25 protein-coding genes and 1 other annotated feature are annotated in these 17,947 nt (G+C 46.7%); of the genes, 8 read left to right on the plus strand and 17 right to left on the minus strand.

The window, feature by feature from the left end:
- Nucleotides 1-8: 8 nt before the first annotated feature.
- From ACFO0S_RS08215 to ACFO0S_RS08235, 4 genes are all read right to left on the minus strand, one after another.
- Complete coding sequence (locus tag ACFO0S_RS08215; protein WP_378141337.1) at nt 9-611, minus strand: NADPH-dependent FMN reductase; 603 nt, start codon at nt 609-611, stop codon at nt 9-11.
- Between the two features lie 9 nt (nt 612-620).
- Nucleotides 621-1,688 (minus strand): LLM class flavin-dependent oxidoreductase, encoded by a 1,068-nt coding sequence (locus ACFO0S_RS08220; RefSeq protein WP_378141374.1) that lies wholly within the window; start codon nt 1,686-1,688, stop codon nt 621-623.
- Nucleotides 1,689-2,276: 588 nt separating this feature from the next.
- Nucleotides 2,277-2,882 carry a flavin reductase family protein gene (locus ACFO0S_RS08230; RefSeq protein WP_378141338.1) on the minus strand — a complete coding sequence of 202 codons (606 nt, stop codon included), beginning with the start codon at nt 2,880-2,882 and terminating at the stop codon, nt 2,277-2,279.
- Nucleotides 2,883-2,894: 12 nt separating this feature from the next.
- The gene (locus ACFO0S_RS08235) at nt 2,895-3,833 is read right to left on the minus strand and encodes a ring-cleaving dioxygenase (protein ID WP_378141339.1); all 939 of its coding nucleotides are present in this window, start codon (nt 3,831-3,833) and stop codon (nt 2,895-2,897) included.
- Nucleotides 3,834-3,970: 137 nt separating this feature from the next.
- On the opposite strand from ACFO0S_RS08235, the gene ACFO0S_RS08240 reads away from it, so the two are divergent.
- Together ACFO0S_RS08240 and ACFO0S_RS08245 are read left to right on the plus strand one after the other, a co-directional pair.
- Nucleotides 3,971-4,606, plus strand: a complete 636-nt coding sequence (locus tag ACFO0S_RS08240; RefSeq protein WP_378141340.1) for a pentapeptide repeat-containing protein — start codon at nt 3,971-3,973, stop codon at nt 4,604-4,606.
- A 61-nt stretch (nt 4,607-4,667) separates the two neighbouring features.
- Complete coding sequence (locus ACFO0S_RS08245; protein ID WP_378141341.1) at nt 4,668-4,865, plus strand: hypothetical protein; 198 nt, start codon at nt 4,668-4,670, stop codon at nt 4,863-4,865.
- A 36-nt stretch (nt 4,866-4,901) separates the two neighbouring features.
- On the opposite strand, the gene ACFO0S_RS08250 is transcribed toward ACFO0S_RS08245, so the two are convergent.
- Nucleotides 4,902-5,537 (minus strand): NAD(P)H-binding protein, encoded by a 636-nt coding sequence (locus tag ACFO0S_RS08250; RefSeq protein ID WP_378141344.1) that lies wholly within the window; start codon nt 5,535-5,537, stop codon nt 4,902-4,904.
- 103 nt (nt 5,538-5,640) lie between these two features.
- On the opposite strand from ACFO0S_RS08250, the gene ACFO0S_RS08255 reads away from it, so the two are divergent.
- Complete coding sequence (locus tag ACFO0S_RS08255; protein WP_378141345.1) at nt 5,641-6,315, plus strand: HAD family hydrolase; 675 nt, start codon at nt 5,641-5,643, stop codon at nt 6,313-6,315.
- 45 nt (nt 6,316-6,360) lie between these two features.
- On the opposite strand, the gene ACFO0S_RS08260 is transcribed toward ACFO0S_RS08255, so the two are convergent.
- The 3 genes from ACFO0S_RS08260 to ACFO0S_RS08270 all read right to left on the minus strand — a co-directional run bounded on the left by ACFO0S_RS08260 (nt 6,361) and on the right by ACFO0S_RS08270 (nt 8,102).
- Nucleotides 6,361-6,579 (minus strand): hypothetical protein, encoded by a 219-nt coding sequence (locus ACFO0S_RS08260; RefSeq protein WP_378141346.1) that lies wholly within the window; start codon nt 6,577-6,579, stop codon nt 6,361-6,363.
- 394 nt (nt 6,580-6,973) lie between these two features.
- Complete coding sequence (locus ACFO0S_RS08265) at nt 6,974-7,417, minus strand: disulfide oxidoreductase (protein WP_378141347.1); 444 nt, start codon at nt 7,415-7,417, stop codon at nt 6,974-6,976.
- Nucleotides 7,410-8,102 carry a thioredoxin domain-containing protein gene (locus ACFO0S_RS08270; RefSeq protein ID WP_378141348.1) on the minus strand — a complete coding sequence of 231 codons (693 nt, stop codon included), beginning with the start codon at nt 8,100-8,102 and terminating at the stop codon, nt 7,410-7,412. Before ACFO0S_RS08270 ends, ACFO0S_RS08265 begins: the two co-directional genes overlap by 8 nt.
- Nucleotides 8,103-8,262: 160 nt before the next feature.
- Here ACFO0S_RS08270 and ACFO0S_RS08275 point away from each other — a divergent pair, with 160 nt between their 5' ends.
- On the plus strand, nt 8,263-8,568 hold the full coding sequence (locus ACFO0S_RS08275) for an ArsR/SmtB family transcription factor (protein WP_378141349.1): 306 nt from the start codon (nt 8,263-8,265) through the stop codon (nt 8,566-8,568).
- Between the two features lie 12 nt (nt 8,569-8,580).
- A complete protein-coding gene (locus ACFO0S_RS08280; RefSeq protein ID WP_378141350.1) occupies nt 8,581-9,525 on the plus strand; it encodes a cation diffusion facilitator family transporter in 945 nt (314 codons plus the stop codon).
- A 117-nt stretch (nt 9,526-9,642) separates the two neighbouring features.
- On the opposite strand, the gene metG is transcribed toward ACFO0S_RS08280, so the two are convergent.
- Nucleotides 9,643-11,271, minus strand: a complete 1,629-nt coding sequence (gene metG / locus ACFO0S_RS08285) for a methionine--tRNA ligase (RefSeq protein ID WP_378141351.1) — start codon at nt 11,269-11,271, stop codon at nt 9,643-9,645.
- Nucleotides 11,272-11,318: 47 nt separating this feature from the next.
- Nucleotides 11,319-11,559, minus strand: a binding site (T-box leader).
- A gap of 96 nt (nt 11,560-11,655) precedes the next feature.
- On the opposite strand from metG, the gene ACFO0S_RS08290 reads away from it, so the two are divergent.
- Both ACFO0S_RS08290 and ACFO0S_RS08295 read left to right on the plus strand, forming a co-directional pair.
- Nucleotides 11,656-12,195, plus strand: a complete 540-nt coding sequence (locus tag ACFO0S_RS08290) for a DUF402 domain-containing protein (RefSeq protein ID WP_378141353.1) — start codon at nt 11,656-11,658, stop codon at nt 12,193-12,195.
- A 68-nt stretch (nt 12,196-12,263) separates the two neighbouring features.
- Complete coding sequence (locus ACFO0S_RS08295; protein ID WP_378141354.1) at nt 12,264-12,548, plus strand: hypothetical protein; 285 nt, start codon at nt 12,264-12,266, stop codon at nt 12,546-12,548.
- 79 nt (nt 12,549-12,627) lie between these two features.
- Here the strand turns inward: ACFO0S_RS08295 and ACFO0S_RS08300 are convergent, their stop codons facing one another.
- Entirely contained in the window at nt 12,628-13,020 is a 393-nt protein-coding gene (locus ACFO0S_RS08300; RefSeq protein ID WP_378141355.1) for a hypothetical protein, read from the minus strand.
- Nucleotides 13,021-13,145: 125 nt separating this feature from the next.
- On the opposite strand from ACFO0S_RS08300, the gene ACFO0S_RS08305 reads away from it, so the two are divergent.
- Nucleotides 13,146-13,352, plus strand: a complete 207-nt coding sequence (locus tag ACFO0S_RS08305; protein ID WP_378141357.1) for a hypothetical protein — start codon at nt 13,146-13,148, stop codon at nt 13,350-13,352.
- 80 nt (nt 13,353-13,432) lie between these two features.
- On the opposite strand, the gene lepB is transcribed toward ACFO0S_RS08305, so the two are convergent.
- The 7 genes from lepB to ACFO0S_RS08340 form a co-directional block, all read right to left on the minus strand.
- Nucleotides 13,433-14,644 (minus strand): signal peptidase I, encoded by a 1,212-nt coding sequence (gene lepB / locus ACFO0S_RS08310; RefSeq protein WP_378141358.1) that lies wholly within the window; start codon nt 14,642-14,644, stop codon nt 13,433-13,435.
- Nucleotides 14,616-15,164 carry a sigma-70 family RNA polymerase sigma factor gene (locus ACFO0S_RS08315; RefSeq protein ID WP_378141360.1) on the minus strand — a complete coding sequence of 183 codons (549 nt, stop codon included), beginning with the start codon at nt 15,162-15,164 and terminating at the stop codon, nt 14,616-14,618. The genes lepB and ACFO0S_RS08315 overlap by 29 nt, the downstream gene beginning before the upstream one ends.
- 148 nt (nt 15,165-15,312) lie before the next feature.
- Nucleotides 15,313-15,690 carry a hypothetical protein gene (locus tag ACFO0S_RS08320; RefSeq protein ID WP_378141361.1) on the minus strand — a complete coding sequence of 126 codons (378 nt, stop codon included), beginning with the start codon at nt 15,688-15,690 and terminating at the stop codon, nt 15,313-15,315.
- A gap of 36 nt (nt 15,691-15,726) precedes the next feature.
- Nucleotides 15,727-16,575 (minus strand): DUF2268 domain-containing putative Zn-dependent protease, encoded by an 849-nt coding sequence (locus tag ACFO0S_RS08325; protein WP_378141363.1) that lies wholly within the window; start codon nt 16,573-16,575, stop codon nt 15,727-15,729.
- An 18-nt stretch (nt 16,576-16,593) separates the two neighbouring features.
- Nucleotides 16,594-16,794 (minus strand): hypothetical protein, encoded by a 201-nt coding sequence (locus ACFO0S_RS08330; protein WP_378141365.1) that lies wholly within the window; start codon nt 16,792-16,794, stop codon nt 16,594-16,596.
- A 13-nt stretch (nt 16,795-16,807) separates the two neighbouring features.
- Complete coding sequence (locus ACFO0S_RS08335; protein WP_378141366.1) at nt 16,808-17,245, minus strand: hypothetical protein; 438 nt, start codon at nt 17,243-17,245, stop codon at nt 16,808-16,810.
- A gap of 174 nt (nt 17,246-17,419) precedes the next feature.
- Nucleotides 17,420-17,641, minus strand: coding sequence for a hypothetical protein (locus ACFO0S_RS08340; protein ID WP_378141368.1), 222 nt, complete (start codon nt 17,639-17,641; stop codon nt 17,420-17,422).
- Nucleotides 17,642-17,947 lie beyond the last annotated feature (306 nt).

The following is a 17,947-nucleotide window of genomic DNA, read 5'->3' on the forward strand; positions in this document are numbered from 1 at the left end:
TTTTTTAATTATCGAATCGTTTTTAAAGCTGTCGACCATGAAATGACTTGATCCAACATCTCATTTACGGACTGGTTTTGATGTACAGCTGGTTTGAAGTCTGTGCCATTTTCGAAATCAGTGAACAGGGAGAGTGCAGGGTGCACACGTACGTCTGCAATTAACAGTTCGCCCAAGATTCCGCGAAGGTGTTCTGTTGCACGCGCTCCGCCAACAGAACCATACGAAACGATACCAGCTGCTTTGTTGTTCCATTCCGGACGAAGGTAATCGATTGCATTTTTTAAAGCCCCTGTAATGGAGTGGTTGTACTCTTGCACGATAAAGACAAATCCGTCGAGTGAACCGATTTTTTCGGACCAAGCCGCTGCGCCTGAAGCGTCCCCGCCCGCTTCACCTAAAAGTGGTAACTTGTACTCTGCGATATCGACGATTTCGTACGCTGCGTCTCCGCGTTTGTTTGCGATTTCTTGTACCCAAGTTCCTACTTGTGGACTTACACGTCCTTCACGAGTCGACCCTAAAATAATACCAATTTTCAACATTTCTTTTTCCTCCTCAGGTTGTGGTTGTGATGTGTTGTTTCCAAATAGTCTTCCGAAGAAACCCATAATTTATCCCTACTCTCTAAAATGAATCAACTTCCGGACTTTCGGGGCAACGTGTGTCCCTAAAAGTTCGATGGAACGTTGTATAGTGTCTGACGGTTGTCCGCCAATATCGACTTGCGCTAAGAAGCGCGTGTGGCCAAACAGCTCATATTGTCTGTGGATTTTTTCCACAATCTCATCCGGACTGCCGACAAAGAGAGCCGTGTCAGGGTGCGCCATTTGATCAAAATCTTGTCTAGTCATCCGAGATGAATACCCTCGTTGACGATTTACGTACTGCCAGTAGTTCGCGTGATACGGGAAAAACTCATCACGCGCTTGTTTCGCGTTCGGTGCTAAGAACGCATGACCGGCAATTGCCACCTTTTGTTGCTTCTTGTCATGGCCCGCTTCTTCAAATGCGCGGCGATACAAGTTGGCAAGCGGTGCAAATCGTTCCGGCATGCCGCCAAGCAGAACCAGTGTCACTCCTGCTCCAAACGTACCGGCGCGCACTGCACTTTCTGGTGTCCCGCCTACTCCGACCCAAAGAGGAATTTCCTTTTGAAGGGCGCGAGGTGCAATCTCCATTTCTGGAAACGACTTGCGGAAATGCCCATTCCAGCTGACTCGATCTTCCGCATTCACTTTTTGAAGCAATGTAAAGTGTTCTTCGAAAAGCGCATCATAATCCGCAAGTTGATAGCCGAACAGCGGAAACGACTCGGTAAAGGCACCGCGTCCGGCGATAATCTCGGCACGACCATGTGACAACAAGTCGAGCGTCGCAAAGTCTTGATAGAGCCGAATGGGATCCAATGTGCTTAGAACGGACGTCGTACTGATCAAACGAATGTTCTCCGTCTCGCGCGCAATGGCAGCGAGGACGACTGCAGGCGAGGAAGTCACATAGTCTGAGCGATGGTGTTCTCCGACACCAAACACATCAAGTCCCGCCTCGTCCGTCCACTTCGCCATATCGAGAAGTTGTTGCAATCGTTCTGGTGCGGAAGTTGTGGTCCCCGTTATCGGATTAGGCCCGATATCACCTAATGAATAGATTCCGATTTCAAAGTACGATGGTTGCTCCGGTATGATGTTATCCCTCCTGTCTTACAGTTCAACTTACTTTACGTAACCTAATGTATTATAATAACTAAATATCGTCAAGTAATAAATTTATTATTTACAACTTCTTTTTGTTCCGACGGTTCGCGACACGGTCTAACCGTGGGTCGCCGAGTAGGACGGTGGGTGGGGCCGCGACACGGTCGGACCCTGGGTTGCCGAGCAGGACGGCGGGTGGGGCCGCGACACGGTCGGACCCTGGGTTGCCGAGTAGGACGACGGGTGGGGCCGCGACACAGTCGGACCCTGGGTTGCCGAGTAGGACGGTGGGTAGGGCCGCGACACGGTCGGACCCTGGGTCGCCGAGTAGGACGACGGGTGGGGCCGCGACACGGTCGGACCCTGGGTTGCCGAGTAGGACGGTGGGTGGGGCCGCGACACGGTCGGACCGTGGGTTGCCGAGTAGGACGGTGGGTGGGGCCGCGACACGGTCGGACCGTGGGTCGCCGAGTAGGAACGACCGTCCCCCGTACCGTCCCCCGTACCGTCCCCCGTACCGTGCCAACAAAAAACCTATCTTCCTCTCAGCTAGTCCTGAAGAAAAGATAGGTTGGTTGGTCACTTCGGGCGGTCCATTGAAAAGATGTCACCGATGTGTGCATAGTTGGTGCCGGCTAGACGGCTTACAGCCCCTAACCCACGCGGATCGATGCGGCCGTTTTCGTAGATACTGTTGTCGATATGGAAGCGGACGACTTTGCCGATGAACAGGTCGCTCCCTGCTCCTTCTTCACCAAGTGGTACGGCTTGCTCTAGCACACATTCCATGCGCACTTTCGCTTCTTTCACTCCCGGTACATGGACCACTTCACTGTCAACAAGTGTCATGTTCGCTAGCTCAATCTCACTCGCGTCCGGGGGAAGAGAGGCGGCTGCTTCATTCACTTGGGTCACGTTGTCGGCGTCGACAATATGCACCACGAATTCTTTCGTCTGATAGATGTTACGGGCGGTATCTTTATGACCGGAATCCGGACGCTGGATAGCCAACGACACCATTGGTGGATTCGACGATACAATGTTGAAGTAGCTGAATGGGGCTCCGTTGATGACCCCATCACCTGAATCCGTGGTCACAAATGCAATGGGGCGGGGAATGACCGTGCCAATGAGTAGCTTATAGTTTTCACGTTCTGTTTGTGTCGTTGGATCAATCGATTTCATTTAGATAGCCTCCTATTCACCTTTTGGTACAGTAATCGGAATCAAGCGGTCTTCAATGCGTGACCGGGACTGTTCATATTGCGCGGGTAACATCAGTTGTTCCCCCATCGTCTCGAGCGACTCATCATGTGCAAATCCAGGTGGGTCCGTTGCAATTTCAAACAAGATGTCGCCTGCTTCGCGGAAGTAGATTGCATTAAAATACTGGCGGTCTTTGATTTCGGTTACTTGTTCTCCAAGGCTCGCCACATGTTCCTGCCATTCCGAATGGTCTTCGTCATCTGTTGCGCGCCACGCAATATGGTGCACGGTGCCAACACCCATCGTTCCGACAACGCCCGTGACCATTTTCACGTCAACCGTGTTTCCAATTGAAGCCGAGGAAGCGAACCGTACATAATCGCCTTCTTCCGCAACTTGTGTAAGCCCCATGACCTCCGTTAACGTCCGGATGGTTGCTTGTGGTTGTGTAGAGAAAAGTGTCGCTCCCGCGAAGCCTTTGATGGCCACGTCCGGTGTGACACCCCCGGAAGTCCAGGAATTCACGTCTCCACCCTCGCGCTCGACAAGCTCTAGGTGCAATCCGTGCGGATCATCAAACTGGAGCACTTGCTCACCAAAGCGCATGGCTTTTTTGAACAGAATCGAGTGGCTCGCTAAGCGGTTCACCCAGAACGGCATGGACCCAACCGGAATTGCGTAGCTTGTAACACCGACCTGTCCGTCGCCGATTTGCCCTTGATACGCACCAACCCACGGGAAGAAAGTGATGATGGTTCCGGGTTGTCCTCCCCCGTTACCGAAGTACAAATGGTACGTGCCCGGATCATCAAAATTGACTGTCTGTTTCACGAGACGCAGTCCGAGTACACCTGCATAGAAGTCGACATTTTCTTGTGGATGCCCGACGATAGCTGTGATGTGATGGATGCCTGCTGTTTTTTTCTTCATCTATATCCTCCTCTTTCTTAACCTCATCTATTTGATAGAATTAGTATACACTCATTTTATCTTGAATTAAAGATAATTGTTTTCTACCCGTTTTTATGTGAATATGCTACGCTAAGAAAAAAAGATAGGTGATTGTGATGGAAATCGAACGCCCACGACTCAGCAAGTCCCTCCTCGAGACCAAGTTACGTGCTATTCCGATTGATGAGGATCCGGAAATTTTGAATGTATCTTTGAAAGATGAAGAGATCATCGAAGCGCATCATCCACGACTACGGATTTCGAATGTGGTTTTTACGAATTGCACGTTTACCGAAAGCGAATTTATCAAAGCGGACTGGAGCGATGTCCGGTTCGAAAACTGTGACTTGTCCAATGTAACCTTGAAAGATGCGGCACTTCACCGCGTCGAATTTATCAATTGCAAGCTGACCGGGATTGACTTTAGTGACGCGACGCTAAAAAACGTGCACTGGGAACAGTCGATGCTTCCGTATGCCCTGTTTGGGGATTGTAAGATGGAGAATCATGCATTCATTGATTGTGACTTATCATTTGCCTATTTTTATAATTGCGAGTTTAAGCATGTTGCACTTGAACGCTGTCAGCTGAACGAGGCCTCGTTTGAAGATACGAAATTGAAAGGTTTGGATTTGAGCACATGTTCATTCGACACGATGAAAGTCTCAATGGATGACTTACGTGGGTGCGAAGTATCTCCTCATCAAGCCATTCAGTTTGCGAGTTTAATAGGGCTTGTTGTCAAAGATTGAAACATCTCGTCACTCTTCTCCGTAGAAGTAGAAAAGACGGAGAGTCGTTGGCGACATGGTCATGTTTTTCGTAGTAACCGGACTGATTGGCATTTCCATTTCTGGATATTGCTTAGGAGCTTGGACAGATATTCATCTGCCACGAGACAATTCATGGGTGGAAGTCGATCCAGAACGTGCGGGCAAGACAAAGGTCGGTTTGATCTCTGGGGCAATCGGGATGGGGCTGTTAGCAATCGACCTGTTAATTTTTCTGTAATGAAGAAGACCCCGAGGAACTCCCCAGGGTCATGGTTCAGATACGTACATTCTTCCCGCTAAGCACATGCGTGCCTGGCGGTTTTTCTTTGGCTTGACGAATCATGACCTGCGCAAGTTCACGTGTCGGAAGAGGTCGCTGCGACTTCAGCAGGCCTACTTTGTTAAGTACCGTGATGACTTTGAGCCCAACTTTCTCTCCTATCCGGTCACTGTCTTTCCGGTCGAGAATCGGTGGCTGCAAAATCGTGAGGGACGGAAATTCAAGTTTCTTTACAGCGACTTCGAGCTCACCCTTCATCCGGGAATAGAAGACACGCGACGTTGATGAGGCCCCTGTGGAAGAAACAAGCACGTAGGTTGGAACCCCATTCGTACGTGCTGCTTCGGTAAATTGATACTGATAGTCGTAGTCGACTTTCCACTGCGCTTCTTTTGTACCCGCTGCTTTGATGGTTGTTCCTAAGCAGGAAAAGAGAACGTCGCCTGTCACCAATCGGTACCAGTGCTGCGGCCGATCAAAGTCAATGATGTGTGTTTGAAGCTTTTTGTGCCGGAGTGGAAGTTCGCGGCGAACAAAAATATGCACTTCCTCGAACGTTCCATCTTCAAGTAATAGGTCCACCAAATCTCTTCCTGTAGCTCCCGTAGCTCCAATCACTAGGGCTTTCATCGCCCTCACCTCGTTTTCGTTCATTTTCTTCAGTATACTGTATTGTGCATCCAATTACCGCATGCGAACGTCTTACGTACCATACACCGAGAGGAGAATTTTAATGACCCACGCGTTAATTTTTGATATGGACGGCACCCTATTCCGCACCGACCTCATTTTAGAGCCCGCTCTAGAGAGGACGTTTACTTCTTTACGACAACAAAACTTATGGGATGGCCCCACCCCAATTGATACCTACCGTGACATCATGGGTGTCCCGCTTCCGATCGTCTGGCAAACTCTCTGCTCCGAGCATCCCCCGGAAGTGCATGAAGAGAGCAATGCTTATTTTCAGCAAGCGTTGATTGAATTGATTGAAGAAGGCAGTGGTCAGCTGTATGATGACGTATTACCGACTCTCGCAGTTCTCTCGGAAACCTACCCGATCTACATAGCAAGCAATGGACAAACAGCGTACTTACAAGCCATTGTGAACCATTACGAACTAGACCGCTACGTCAAACAGACCTACAGCATTGACCTCATCGCATCCGGAAACAAAACCGAGCTCGCGCGCCGGGTACTCGATGACCACCATCATACGGTAGGTTTCGTTATCGGCGACCGTTCATCTGATATCCGGGCTGCTAAAGATAACGAGCTTACAGCAGTTGGTGTCCGCTTTGATTTTGCGCAGGAGGAAGAACTGGCAATGGCCGATGTGGTGATTGATCAGTTTGGGGAGTTACCTGAGGTTCTTGAAAAGTTTAGAGAAAAGCAGAAAACCAGCCGTTGAGAGACTGGTTTTTTGCATCTTGTATTTAGTTGTAGATATAAGAATTTATTTCGTCACACGTTGCTTCTTAGAGTATAGATAAATACCAGCGACAAGGGCGACGAGCAGGACGATTACAACGATAGAACCTAATGTGTTATCAGGACCAAAAATAGTAGTCAGTGCTGCGTCAAATCCAGGTACGCCTGCTGCACGAAGAAATGGAATGATGACGGCTGCGACTAGAAAACCGGCGAAAAAGTAAAGCGTGGTTTTCTTTGACATATAAATTTCCCCCTTAGTTTGATTCTTACTTACTTTACGATTGCAATGTCCAATAGTTCCCTTTTCAAGGGTATTATTGAAAACAATGGTTACTCTAAGTGTAACACGATATTTATGAAGCTGACAGACTTCTTTGGAAGTGGGGCAGATCTTTCTAGCAAGGGCTTGGGACGCTAAGGTTTTAGAGGAGTCCGGGTGTTTCGTTTCCATAATACGAGTTTGACTGACAAATCGGATTCTCTGGTAGATGAAAGCTCCATTTTGTCACGACAAAGCAGAGTTTTGTTACGTGAAATGCTCTCGCTGTAGCATGAACGCCCGCTCACCAACCTCGAGCACTTCCACGCCACCCAAAAACGCCCACCCGCAAGCGGATGGACGTCCTATTCTTTATTTACTTCGCACGCTTAAGTTTCACATGCAGAACAATCAATAAAATGTTGATCAGCGTAAATGCGGTTAATGCCAAAAACGGGATGGTGACAAACCCAAACCAGTTGATGTACTGGATGTTACACGGAACGCCCTGGACACATGGTTTAATGTCCGCGAAACCCGGCACCTTCTGCACCAGATAGTGATACAGCGAAATCGCTCCACCAATCAACGTCAGCGGCAAGATGTACAGACGCATCCGGACATCGTTTGTGAAGGCTGCGATGCCAAGTAAAATCGTTAAAGGATACATAAAGATGCGCTGAATCCAGCACAACTGACACGGCACAAACTCCCGAATCTCACTAAAATATAGACTGCCAAGCGTCGCAACTAAAGCAATTACCCACGCGAAATACAGAGCATAGCTCTCGATAAACGAACGAGGTTTCTGGTTAGTCATTGCCCGCCTGTCCTTCCTCAATCAACTTTGCAATCAATTCATAGTCAAACGGATCCTCTAAAAACACCCCATTCACATAAATCGTCGGTGTAAACGGAACGCCAAACTCCTCAACGAGTTCCGCATCACGACCAACAGCTTGAACAATAGCTGATTCTTGTGTCGTCATATCCGTCTTCATCTTCTCGATATCGACGCCAGGCGCTGTTGCTTCCACAATTTCAACCATTTTATCGATGGTCACCCACGGCTCATCATGCTGTTGGGCTGCAGGCTGTGCGTCGTAGACGGCTTTATTGAATGCCCAGAAATTCTCCGGATCTTGCTCGAATACGGATTCAGACGCAAGGGATGCAATCACTGACTCTTCCCCGTGAAATAGCACATTGATATAGCTCAAGTTCGCTTTTCCTGTGTCAATGAACTCTTCCACGAGTTGAGGATAGACCGTCTCACCCCACTGCTTACATGATGGGCATTTGTAATCGCCGAACTCCACGATCTGCACAGGGGCCTCTACGTCACCTAACATCGGCTGCCCCTCTACTGGCGGATACACGCGTTCAGACTCTTGTGGTACGTCCGCTACCGTCGTTCCGGTGTCACGGTTCATATATAGAACAATTCCTACGATGACTACGGCTATAGCGAGTGTCGCAAGAATGATTTTTTGATTTGTCTTCATCTGAATTTCCTCCATTTCGGCTAATTGAACTTATTTTATCATAGGGCGGATGGGTATACTGTAACAAAACCGTGAAACCTTTATGTCCATTTGACAACGGATTGAAGGAACGTTAATCTATATGTGAACATATAATCATATATAAGATTGAGGTGGACTCATGGCACATCTACACAACGGACTCGATGAAGAAACTCTTTTCATAGTCTCCCAGACCTTTAAAGCACTTGGCGATCCGACCCGCATCCGCATCCTGCATCTGCTATGTTCAGGGGAGCATTCGGTCAATGAGATTGCGGAAACCTTAAATCTTACGCAGTCGAGCGTCTCGCACCAACTCCGGTTCCTCAAGAACTTGCGGCTAGTGAAATTTCGCAGGTCAGGTACCACGCTCTTCTACTCAGAAGACGACGGTCACGTCATGGCCCTACTTCGCCAAGCCATAGATCACGCGGCCCATCATTAAGGAGGACTTTGTATGGCACACAACCATTCGCATAGCCACGGAGCCAATAAAAAGATACTATGGATCAGTTTTATCATTATCACGAGCTACATGGTCGTCGAGGCGATTGGTGGCTTTCTTACGAACAGTCTAGCGCTGCTTTCTGATGCAGGCCATATGCTCAGTGATTCCATCTCGCTGGGCATCGCGCTCATCGCCTTTACGCTGGGTGAAAAAGCAGCGGACTATAGCAAGACTTACGGCTATAAGCGTTTTGAGATTTTAGCCGCGGTGGTGAACGGCGTCACTTTGGTGCTCATCGCCCTCTATATTTTTTACGAAGCCATTGACCGTTTTCAAAATCCACCGGAAGTGGCTTCTGTTGGCATGTTATGGATTGCTGTCATCGGTTTACTTGTAAATATACTTGTTGCATGGATCATGATGCGTGGGGCGGACGTGAAAGAAAACTTGAATATGCGCGGGGCTTACCTCCACGTATTGAGCGACCTACTCGGTTCAGTTGGTGCCATTATCGCTGCACTTCTTATCATTTTCTTTGATTTCGGATGGGCAGACCCACTTGCAAGTGTGATCGTAGCCGCTTTAGTGCTACGCAGTGGTTACTATGTTGTGAAATCGAGTGTGCACGTTCTAATGGAAGGAACGCCAAGCAATGTTGTGATGGACGAGATCCTTGCTGTTCTGCAGAAACACCCGTCAATCACGAGCATTCATGACCTTCATATCTGGACGATCACCAGTGGACTCAATGCACTGTCCTGCCATGCAGTGGTGGCAACCGAGATGACCATCTCGGAAAGTGAGGAAGTGCTTTGTGAGCTGGAACATGACTTATTGCATCTCAATATTCACCACGTCACGATTCAGTTGCAAACCTCTCGTCCGGAACAGGAAGACTCTATTCTATGCCGTGCGGAAGTGGTTATCGATGCGCACGCTCACCATCATCACTAAAAAGAACCTCCTAGTTGCTAACGCGAATAGGAGGTTCTTGCGTTATAGTATAGTTTGCATGGGTTGGCGGTGCGAAGGATACGCACGGTCTGTCCACTCTCAACCCCAGGGGTTCACTTATTCTCCTTTCAACTTCGAAACCTCGTCCTCAATACGCTCCAGCTCAATTCGCTCAAACAGTGGTGTGACATTACGTAAAGTTTTAGGTAGCGTCTCAATTGTTTCCCATGCATCATAACGAATCCCTGTCATGTCTTCAATCCCTGATGAGCTGAACGGCAGGAAGGGTTTTAAAAGCTGAGCCAAATTTTGAATAGCAAATACACAGGTCGCTAGTGTTTCTTCAGCATGAGGTCCATTACTTTTCACGGCAACCCAGGGCTGTCTTTCATCAAAATAGCGATTCATCGTCCGGACGAATTGAAAGATCGTTTCGAGTGATTTTTTCAGTTCTGCCGCTTCAATCCCGACCCCCACACTTTTATATAAAAGATTCACTTCTTGAAGAATTCCTGAATCGATCGGTCTTTCCGGAACCTGCCCATCAAATGACTTTACAAGAAACTTGAACGTCCGGTTCACGAGATTGCCGTAAGCACCGAGAAGCTCACTATTATGGCTGTAAATGAATTCGCGCCAGGAAAAGTCGGTATCTCTCGCTTCCGGAGCATTCATCGTCAAAAAATAGCGGATGCTGTCCGGGTGGTAGGTTGCAAGAAGGTCTGGCACCCACACCGCCCAGTTCTGGCTTGTTGAAATTTTGCGTTTTTCAAGCGTCATGTACTCATTTGACACAATGGCGTAAGGCGGAGCTTCTATCCCTGCCCCACTAAGAATCGCTGGCCAGATGACGGTATGAAACGGAATGTTGTCTTTTCCATGGACGTAATAACTCTTCGTGTCACGGTTCCAAAATGGCTCAATCGGCTTACCTGTCGCTTCGCTCCACTTGCGACTTGCCGTGTAGTACCCCGCCACCGCTTCAATCCACACATAAATCTTTTTGTCTTCAAACCCTTCTACCGGAACCGACACGCCGTTTGGCAGGTCCCGCGTCACTGCTCGGTCAAGAAGCCCTTCGCGTAGATAGCGTGAGGTGAGCTGAATGGCATTGTCCCGCCACTTCCCGTGCTCACTCTTGTCTTTGACCAGTTTCTCGAGTTCCTGTTGAAACGTGTGAAAAGCAAAGTAAAAATGCTCCGTCTCACGGATTTCAGGTGGTTGCCCACATAATTTACATTGCTTCTCCAGCAAGTCGAGTGGATCTAAAATCGTGGAACAGGTATCACACTGGTCGCCTCGCGCGCGTGCCCCGCAGACCGGACAAATCCCTTCCACAAAACGGTCCGGTAAAAATTGCGCATCGTTCACACAATACGCCTGCTCAATCGTTTTTTTGTACAGGTGCCCATTACGCAACAGACGCAGGAAGAATTCTTGCACGAACCGGTGGTGATCGGCGTCATCGGTGCGCGTATAAAGATCATATGTGAACCCAAGTCGACGAAACGTCTCGTCGAACTCGGTGTGATATTTGTCAGCAATCGCCTTGACCGTAGTTCCTTCTTGATTCGCCCGGATGCTGATTGGTGTGCCGTTGCAATCACTGCCTGAAACATACAGTACTTCTTCTCCTTTTTGACGGAAATATTGTGCAATCACATCTCCTGGCAAGAGTGCAGCCACGTGTCCGACGTGCAGTGAGCCGTTCGCATACGGCCATGCTCCTCCAATAAATACAGCCATTTTCCTTCCTCCTTGTGGGCATAAAAAAACGCCCGAATCGAATAATCGATTAGGACGAACGAGTCGTGGTACCACCTAAATTTACACATAGCTCACACCATGTGCCTCTGCCAGTACGTATGCATACTGCTGCCGTTGTAACGAGTGCGCGTCTCGTCGTAGCCTATCCCTTGGGAGTCGGTACGCAGCTCAAAGGCCATTTTCCAATCAGCTCATCTGCTTCATTCCCACCATCAGAAGCTCTCTTGAAGATTCCACTGCTTGTACTTTCCTTGTCATCGCTTTTGTGAGAATAGAATAGCATCTCTTTCCAAAAAATACAAGAAAAATCAAGTCTTTATGATACACTTAAATTAAACATATTATCCAGTAAAGGATGATTGCATGACCACCACACTGACCGTTAAATCATTTAAACATCCGAACCACCTACACTATGAATGGCCCACTACACTTTTACAGGAAACGGACGATTTCCTTGTAGTTTCTAGCGCAGCTGGAAGACAGTTAAAACATTACACCAAGGGACAAACGTTTACAATCGAACTACCGGCAATTGAAATTTTCTCCAAAACAGAGTGGTTTACCGCTTCTTTAGATATTCAACAAGGAAGAATTGTATCTGCTTATTGCAACATCGCCAAGCCTAGCCAGAGAATCGGCGATGAAATTCACTTTGTAGATTTCGATGTCGATTACGTAAAACGGCCTGATCAAGGCTGGACTGTTGTCGATGAAGATGAATTTATTGAAAACAGCAAACGTTACTCATACACTCCAGAACTAATTGAACGCGTATACATAGAACTCAGTAAACTCATGCGACGCGTGGAGACCAAGCAATTTCCTTTTAACGAGGGCTTCTTAGAATCGGTCCCGTCACAACATGTCGTCTCTTTTATGCAAAATGATGTTCAAGGATAGACAAATGCTAGCAATGATAAACACCAGGCTGTGCAGAGTTCAATTCGTTATAAATGGAGGGCTTTTCAATGAATAAACGTCTAGTAATCATCGTCTGGATAGGATTTCTCCTTCTGCTTTTTGGAGTGACGATTCCTAAGATGGAAAACTTTATCCAGTATAGTGAATCTGTAGCAGGTGTACCTACACCTGAAGACGTCACGATTGAGCACTACAATTTCTTTTTATTCTCAACGTATACTCCGTTCGTCCATGATGAATATGGGATCACTCACCTTGGCACGCTCGGCCAGTTCTTCCCGATATCTGAAGGACAATTTGATCAACCCTTCTGGTTGGAATGGTTGAGGTAAAATTAATGAACCCCAGGGCTTGTTCCATTATCAAGTTTACTTGGCTTTTGGTAGAACCCCTGGGGTTGTATCTTCCATTTCATCCTTCCACTAAAGCCAAATATGCCACCCACTCTCCATTGCTCTCAACTAAAAGGACATCTCCTCTTTCCTGAGCGGAATAAAGTGGGGTACCTAATGGCAGCAGATTCGCTGCACCATCCGTAAATTCGTCTGCCTCATTCGTTTGTTTCGTCGTCCTGCCGATCTCGTCTTCTGGTGTTAGTTCTAGTTCTTCTACCCATTCCACTCCCGCCACGTATACGAGTCCTTCCCACTGAATCACATCCGGATTTTCATATAGACGGAAGACTTCCTCTGCATCAGGATTGGAAGTGGAATGAGTCGTCGTAGGTGTTGTAAACTCATTTGAGCAGGCAGATAGTAGCATGAGTATAGATAAAATGCTTAGCCGTAAAATACAACGTTTCATGTGTCAGCGCCCCTTTTGGAAGTAGACGGATTGGTTTTAGAGATGTTTCATTCTATTTTTACTTATTGGAAACAAAGGTTTTTTCACCCTATTGGAAGAATACTTCATCAAAAGGAGGCATTCAGATGAGTACACATAAACGCACGAAAAAGAAGAAAGAGTCCTGGAGGTTCTGGGATGCCCTATTGTCCTCTAGTCTATTTTCTGTCATTGCCGATAGTGAAGCAGCACGAAAAGACGATCAAAAATTCAAGCAGTTGATTCTGTCATGGTTGTTTGCCGTCGTCATTGCAGGTATAGTGTTTGGAGTGGTTTGGTTGCTGGTGATCTAATAACAAATGAACCCCAGGGCTTGTTCCATAAACCAAGTTTACTTGGTTTTGATGTAAGCCAGGGGTTTAATCAATTCCATTTACTCAACAACTACCTTCTCAAAACTTCCTTCTTCTAAGAATTCCTCTCCCACACGCTTCAGGATCAGTTCGACATTATCACCGAGATCATTTTCTACTAAGGCTTGGGAGGAAGCTTCCGAATAGTAAGCGCGTCCTTCTGCCGATTGGTAATAGTGGCCCTGCCCTAGCCCACCCGGGAAAATTTCGTCGGCTTCATTTTGTTTGACAGTCAGCGTCATTTCAATAATCGTGTGATCAAACAAAGTGATTTTGTGATTGCCATATACGAGAATCTCTCCTTGTCCTGAAGAAGGAATTCGTTGTTCAAACTCGCTTCCCAGGACGCGGAGGACATCTTTTTTCTTGTCGCCAAGCGTGAGGTCATTGAGGTAATACTGTTCGCCTGAACCTATTTGTATCAGTAAGCGGTCTTCATCTACCGGAGGCACTTCCTTGGCATAGCCTTTCACTTTTCCAATCAAAGCTTCCCCATGAATCGGACCCAACTCTTTGCTGTCGTAACCTCGCCACCACATATCTGTCAAAATGAAGAAATGAGCTGGCGGGATGGCCACTTTTTCCATTGAAGTCGCAAAGTAGGCACGCATCGACTCTTCATTGACATTTTCCGCATCCACTCGCTCGAAATACTCTTCTTCTGTCAGGCCTAGACTCCGGACCTGGCCGTAAAAAGCGTTGAGTTGTTCATCATTGACATAGACTTGCCCGTCTCGAATCTCCACGGTACTACCAGGCAAAGCTACTATACGACCGATGTTCATAAGCGGCGCACTTTCTCCCACTTGTGGTGCGGTGTAGTAGACCACATCCCCTATCTGTAACGTCGACGTATCCGGCTCTATAACAAGAGGGGCTTTGTTGATCGTAATGTAGTCGTGACGCCCGAGATCCATATTGTCGGACCCCCATTCGATTAGGAAGTCGTCCTCATCCCGAGACACAAATGGTACTTCCGGAAGAGTAGTGGGGTCTGCCAACTCATCTGGTTGCGCAGGGGCTTCTGCAGGAGGAAGCTGCATCAACGCGTAAGCTGCTAGAGCTATCATGACCAACACCACAGCAGGAATGAGATGCCACTGACGGCGACGTTTCTTCGGTTGCGCGCTCGCTACATGTAGACGATTTCGAATAGCTTGTTTATGACGTTCTTGAAACAGCGCGTCTTCGCCTAGTTCTTGATCAATAGCTTTTTTGATTGGTTGGGTCATGGTCAAATCCCTCCTCTACTAGCATGTACTTCAGCCTCTCCCGTGCTCGTTTCATGCGGGTCTTCACCGTATTGTCTGAGATACCTAGAAGTTTCGCCACTTCTTGCACGTCAAATTGTTGATAATAATAGAGGACGATGACTTCCCGGTAGCGAAGCGGCAGTGACAGAATCGCTTTTCCGAGATCAGACGCTTCCTCGCGACTCGATACTTGTTCATCTAGGTCGCGCGATGGTTGCATAAGACGCTCCCACCAGTCAATCACTTGGGCATTCTTGTAGTGCCAACTCCGGAAATGGTCATGGCACCTGTTGATGGTCAGCTTGCATAAATAGGTTTTGAATGTAGCATCCCCGCGGTAATCTTCTATCTTTTCAAATGCTCTAACGAACACATCTTGTGTAATATCTTCTGCGACTTCTCTATTTTTCACATAGGTCATCGCTAGTCGCGTGAGCATCTCGCCATGCGCTTCCATGGCTTGCTCGAGTAACGCTCTCTTCTCATCTACCTCAGACACGGCTTCACCTCATTCCCCTTTGTGCGCTATAGACGGAGCACACGACGTTTACGTTTCAAAATCATCATAAATAAAATTTGAACCCCAGGGCTTGTTCCATAAACCAAGTATACTTGGTTTTGGTGTAAGCTCTGGGGTTGATTTTTCATTATTCTCGCGCACTTCTCAAAAAGTCTTCTACTTCGTCCGTCACTTCAATAACGCGAATAATTTTAAGTGTTTCGAGTCCTGGAGATGTTTCAATTAAGAGGGATGGTTTCCCACCACTTGCCTCAATAAAGGTAAACTGATTGATTTGATGAGGACTCATCTTGGTCATATTTTCACGTAAATCTTCGATAGCTACATCAGATGTTGGAACAAATAATGAATCTTCAATCGTCGCCCTATTCTTCTCATCGAGTAACCAACTATATAATTCAAGCGAATTTGTTGGACTTCGATACTGATAAAAGAAAAAGACACCAATAAGTGCCATAGCCAGAATAAAGTTGACTACTTTATACTGTGTTAGTTCATTTTTCACCCTAAGTCCCCCCATCTCATCTCCAGAATACTTTCTCTACTCTCCAGCAAGCTCCTGAAGCGCTTCTTCTATCATCTTCTCAAACTCATTTTCTTTCCACAGCGTAATCACAGCTATTTCATCTCGCGTCGCCATCAATGTTTCCACGATGCGAAAACCTAGGTAATAAGCAAACCGTGTGTGACCAAAACGCGTTCCTCCGCGAATCGAAAACCATTCGTGAAATAGCTCGTTTGTGGACAACGTGTGGATATCTTTTAGAAAGGCCGCAGCAATCTCTGCTTCGTGTTCTTTAGCAAACGCCAACCACTCGTCGCCTTCTAGATGATAAGAGAAATACACAGACTCCGGTGCGTCAACGACTTGCATCGATAGATAGGTTGCGACACCTTCTTGCAGCAGCATTGTATAAGGTCCGGTCCAGTTAACCTTGGACCACTCGATACCCGCCTTGTCCGATAAGGCATTGTGTAAGGCATGACCAAATTCATGCGCAATGATCGTGTCGATTGTTATGTCATCTGCTTGGAGCTTCTCGATACAAAACGTGATGTCCGGCACAATCTGACGGTGCGTGTAGGCATTCGAACCATACGCCCCCACAATGACATGGACGTCTTGTAAAAATGTGTGATGATAGCTTTCTTCATAATTATCAACAATAGCCCGGGCGCGAGCAGGTAACTTATCACTGATTACCTGAATCGACGCCATCCCTTCCGGATAGTTGGCGAGTGCCAGTTTCTTTTTCTCGTCCGGATTGGCTAAATGATAGGTAAAATATTCTTCAAATTGCTCGGGAAACTTTGCGTAGTAGCTTTCCAAAAATTCGACAGTCGGCTCATAGTTTTCTAAGAAATATGATGCGGTGTTATGTATGTGCATGTTGTCATCTCCAGATGCTTATTTCCTATTCTTTTTCATCTTGTCGTTGAAGCCAATAAAGGCGCCGAGTGCAACTAAAATGAGTCCCACGGCTTTGTACCCAAGGGTTAAAGCGGTATTATCGGACACGGTTGTGGAGATCAGCACTATGCCAGCGAGAATCGTAAGTATGCCGAGGACCATCAAGTAGCCACGGCCAAGTTTAGATAGAATTTTCATGAACAACTTCCTTTCAAAGAGCGCGACTTTGGAGCATCAAAAAATCTTTCGTTTTCCCTGTGTCGATGGCATGTTTTGCTACAAATTCCACCAAGTCAACCATCACAGTGTCTGGAGAAAAATCGTGTATACGCACAGTCCATCCTGTTGTCACTCGAATCGTAGCCCCCATCTTCAACCAGCCCATTCGGCTGAACGTAATCTGGCGAATTTCATGTGGAACGATTTCTTTCTGATAGATGGTCCATTTCACAAATTTCATTTGATATTGAAGATAGTTTTCTTTGATTTTCAAGTCAAATGTGATCAACAAGGCCATCAGGAGAAAGGCAATGACGACGAGTTGAAGAACGAGGAGTTCATCCATTCCACGACGAAGAGGGATAGACGTACTATTTAGCAAAATGAGGAGCCAAATAAAATGTCTTTGCATGGTTGCTTTATAAAGCATTTTCCCGCCCCCTGTTTGGAAATGTATTGCTTTGATTAACATTAATTGTAACTTAGTGGGTGGAGGATGGGAAGGTTGGGTTTTGAGGTTGATGAGGAGGTTAAATCAAAAAAAGAAGCCTACAGCGAGACTTCTTTAGTATTAAGGTAAGATTAAATGACAGACAGTAGTATCTTAATTTCTTTTATCCAAGTCCTTGAATAAATCATTTACATTAGTAAAGGATGAGACATTTCCACTTAAGATATCTTGCTCCGCTTCCTGCTCCTCCGTTTGCCATTGATCGCTCCAGAACCATACTTGGTCCTTTGAGTGGGCATCTTTAGGAGTGTCCCATTTTACAGAGTCCCCATGAACATTTGTTTTTGATGAATCGTTTTTGTTCTCATACTCCATCTGTAATCAGCTCCTTTTGCAAATTGGAAGTTACTTTCTAATAAACTCAATGAATGCAGCTTGATTTTTTCCACTTTGGTTATATACTAGTTATAACAGAACCCACCACGCCTCTTAACAATGCGGACCAAGGTGGGTCGTTTTTTGTTTCTATAAGTTTTATTTTTTCATTCGTTCTTGTTTTAATGCTAGTTTTATTCACGTAATAATAATGATTCGCAAGTTACCTGCAAGTTCACGCGTGTTGATTAACCAAAATCAGGAAGTCTCAATTGCGTGAATAAGCCTGTACCCATCTACGACCTC

The sequence above is a fragment of the Chryseomicrobium palamuruense genome, from assembly GCF_042649045.1.
Lineage (GTDB): Bacteria > Bacillota > Bacilli > Bacillales_A > Planococcaceae > Chryseomicrobium > Chryseomicrobium palamuruense.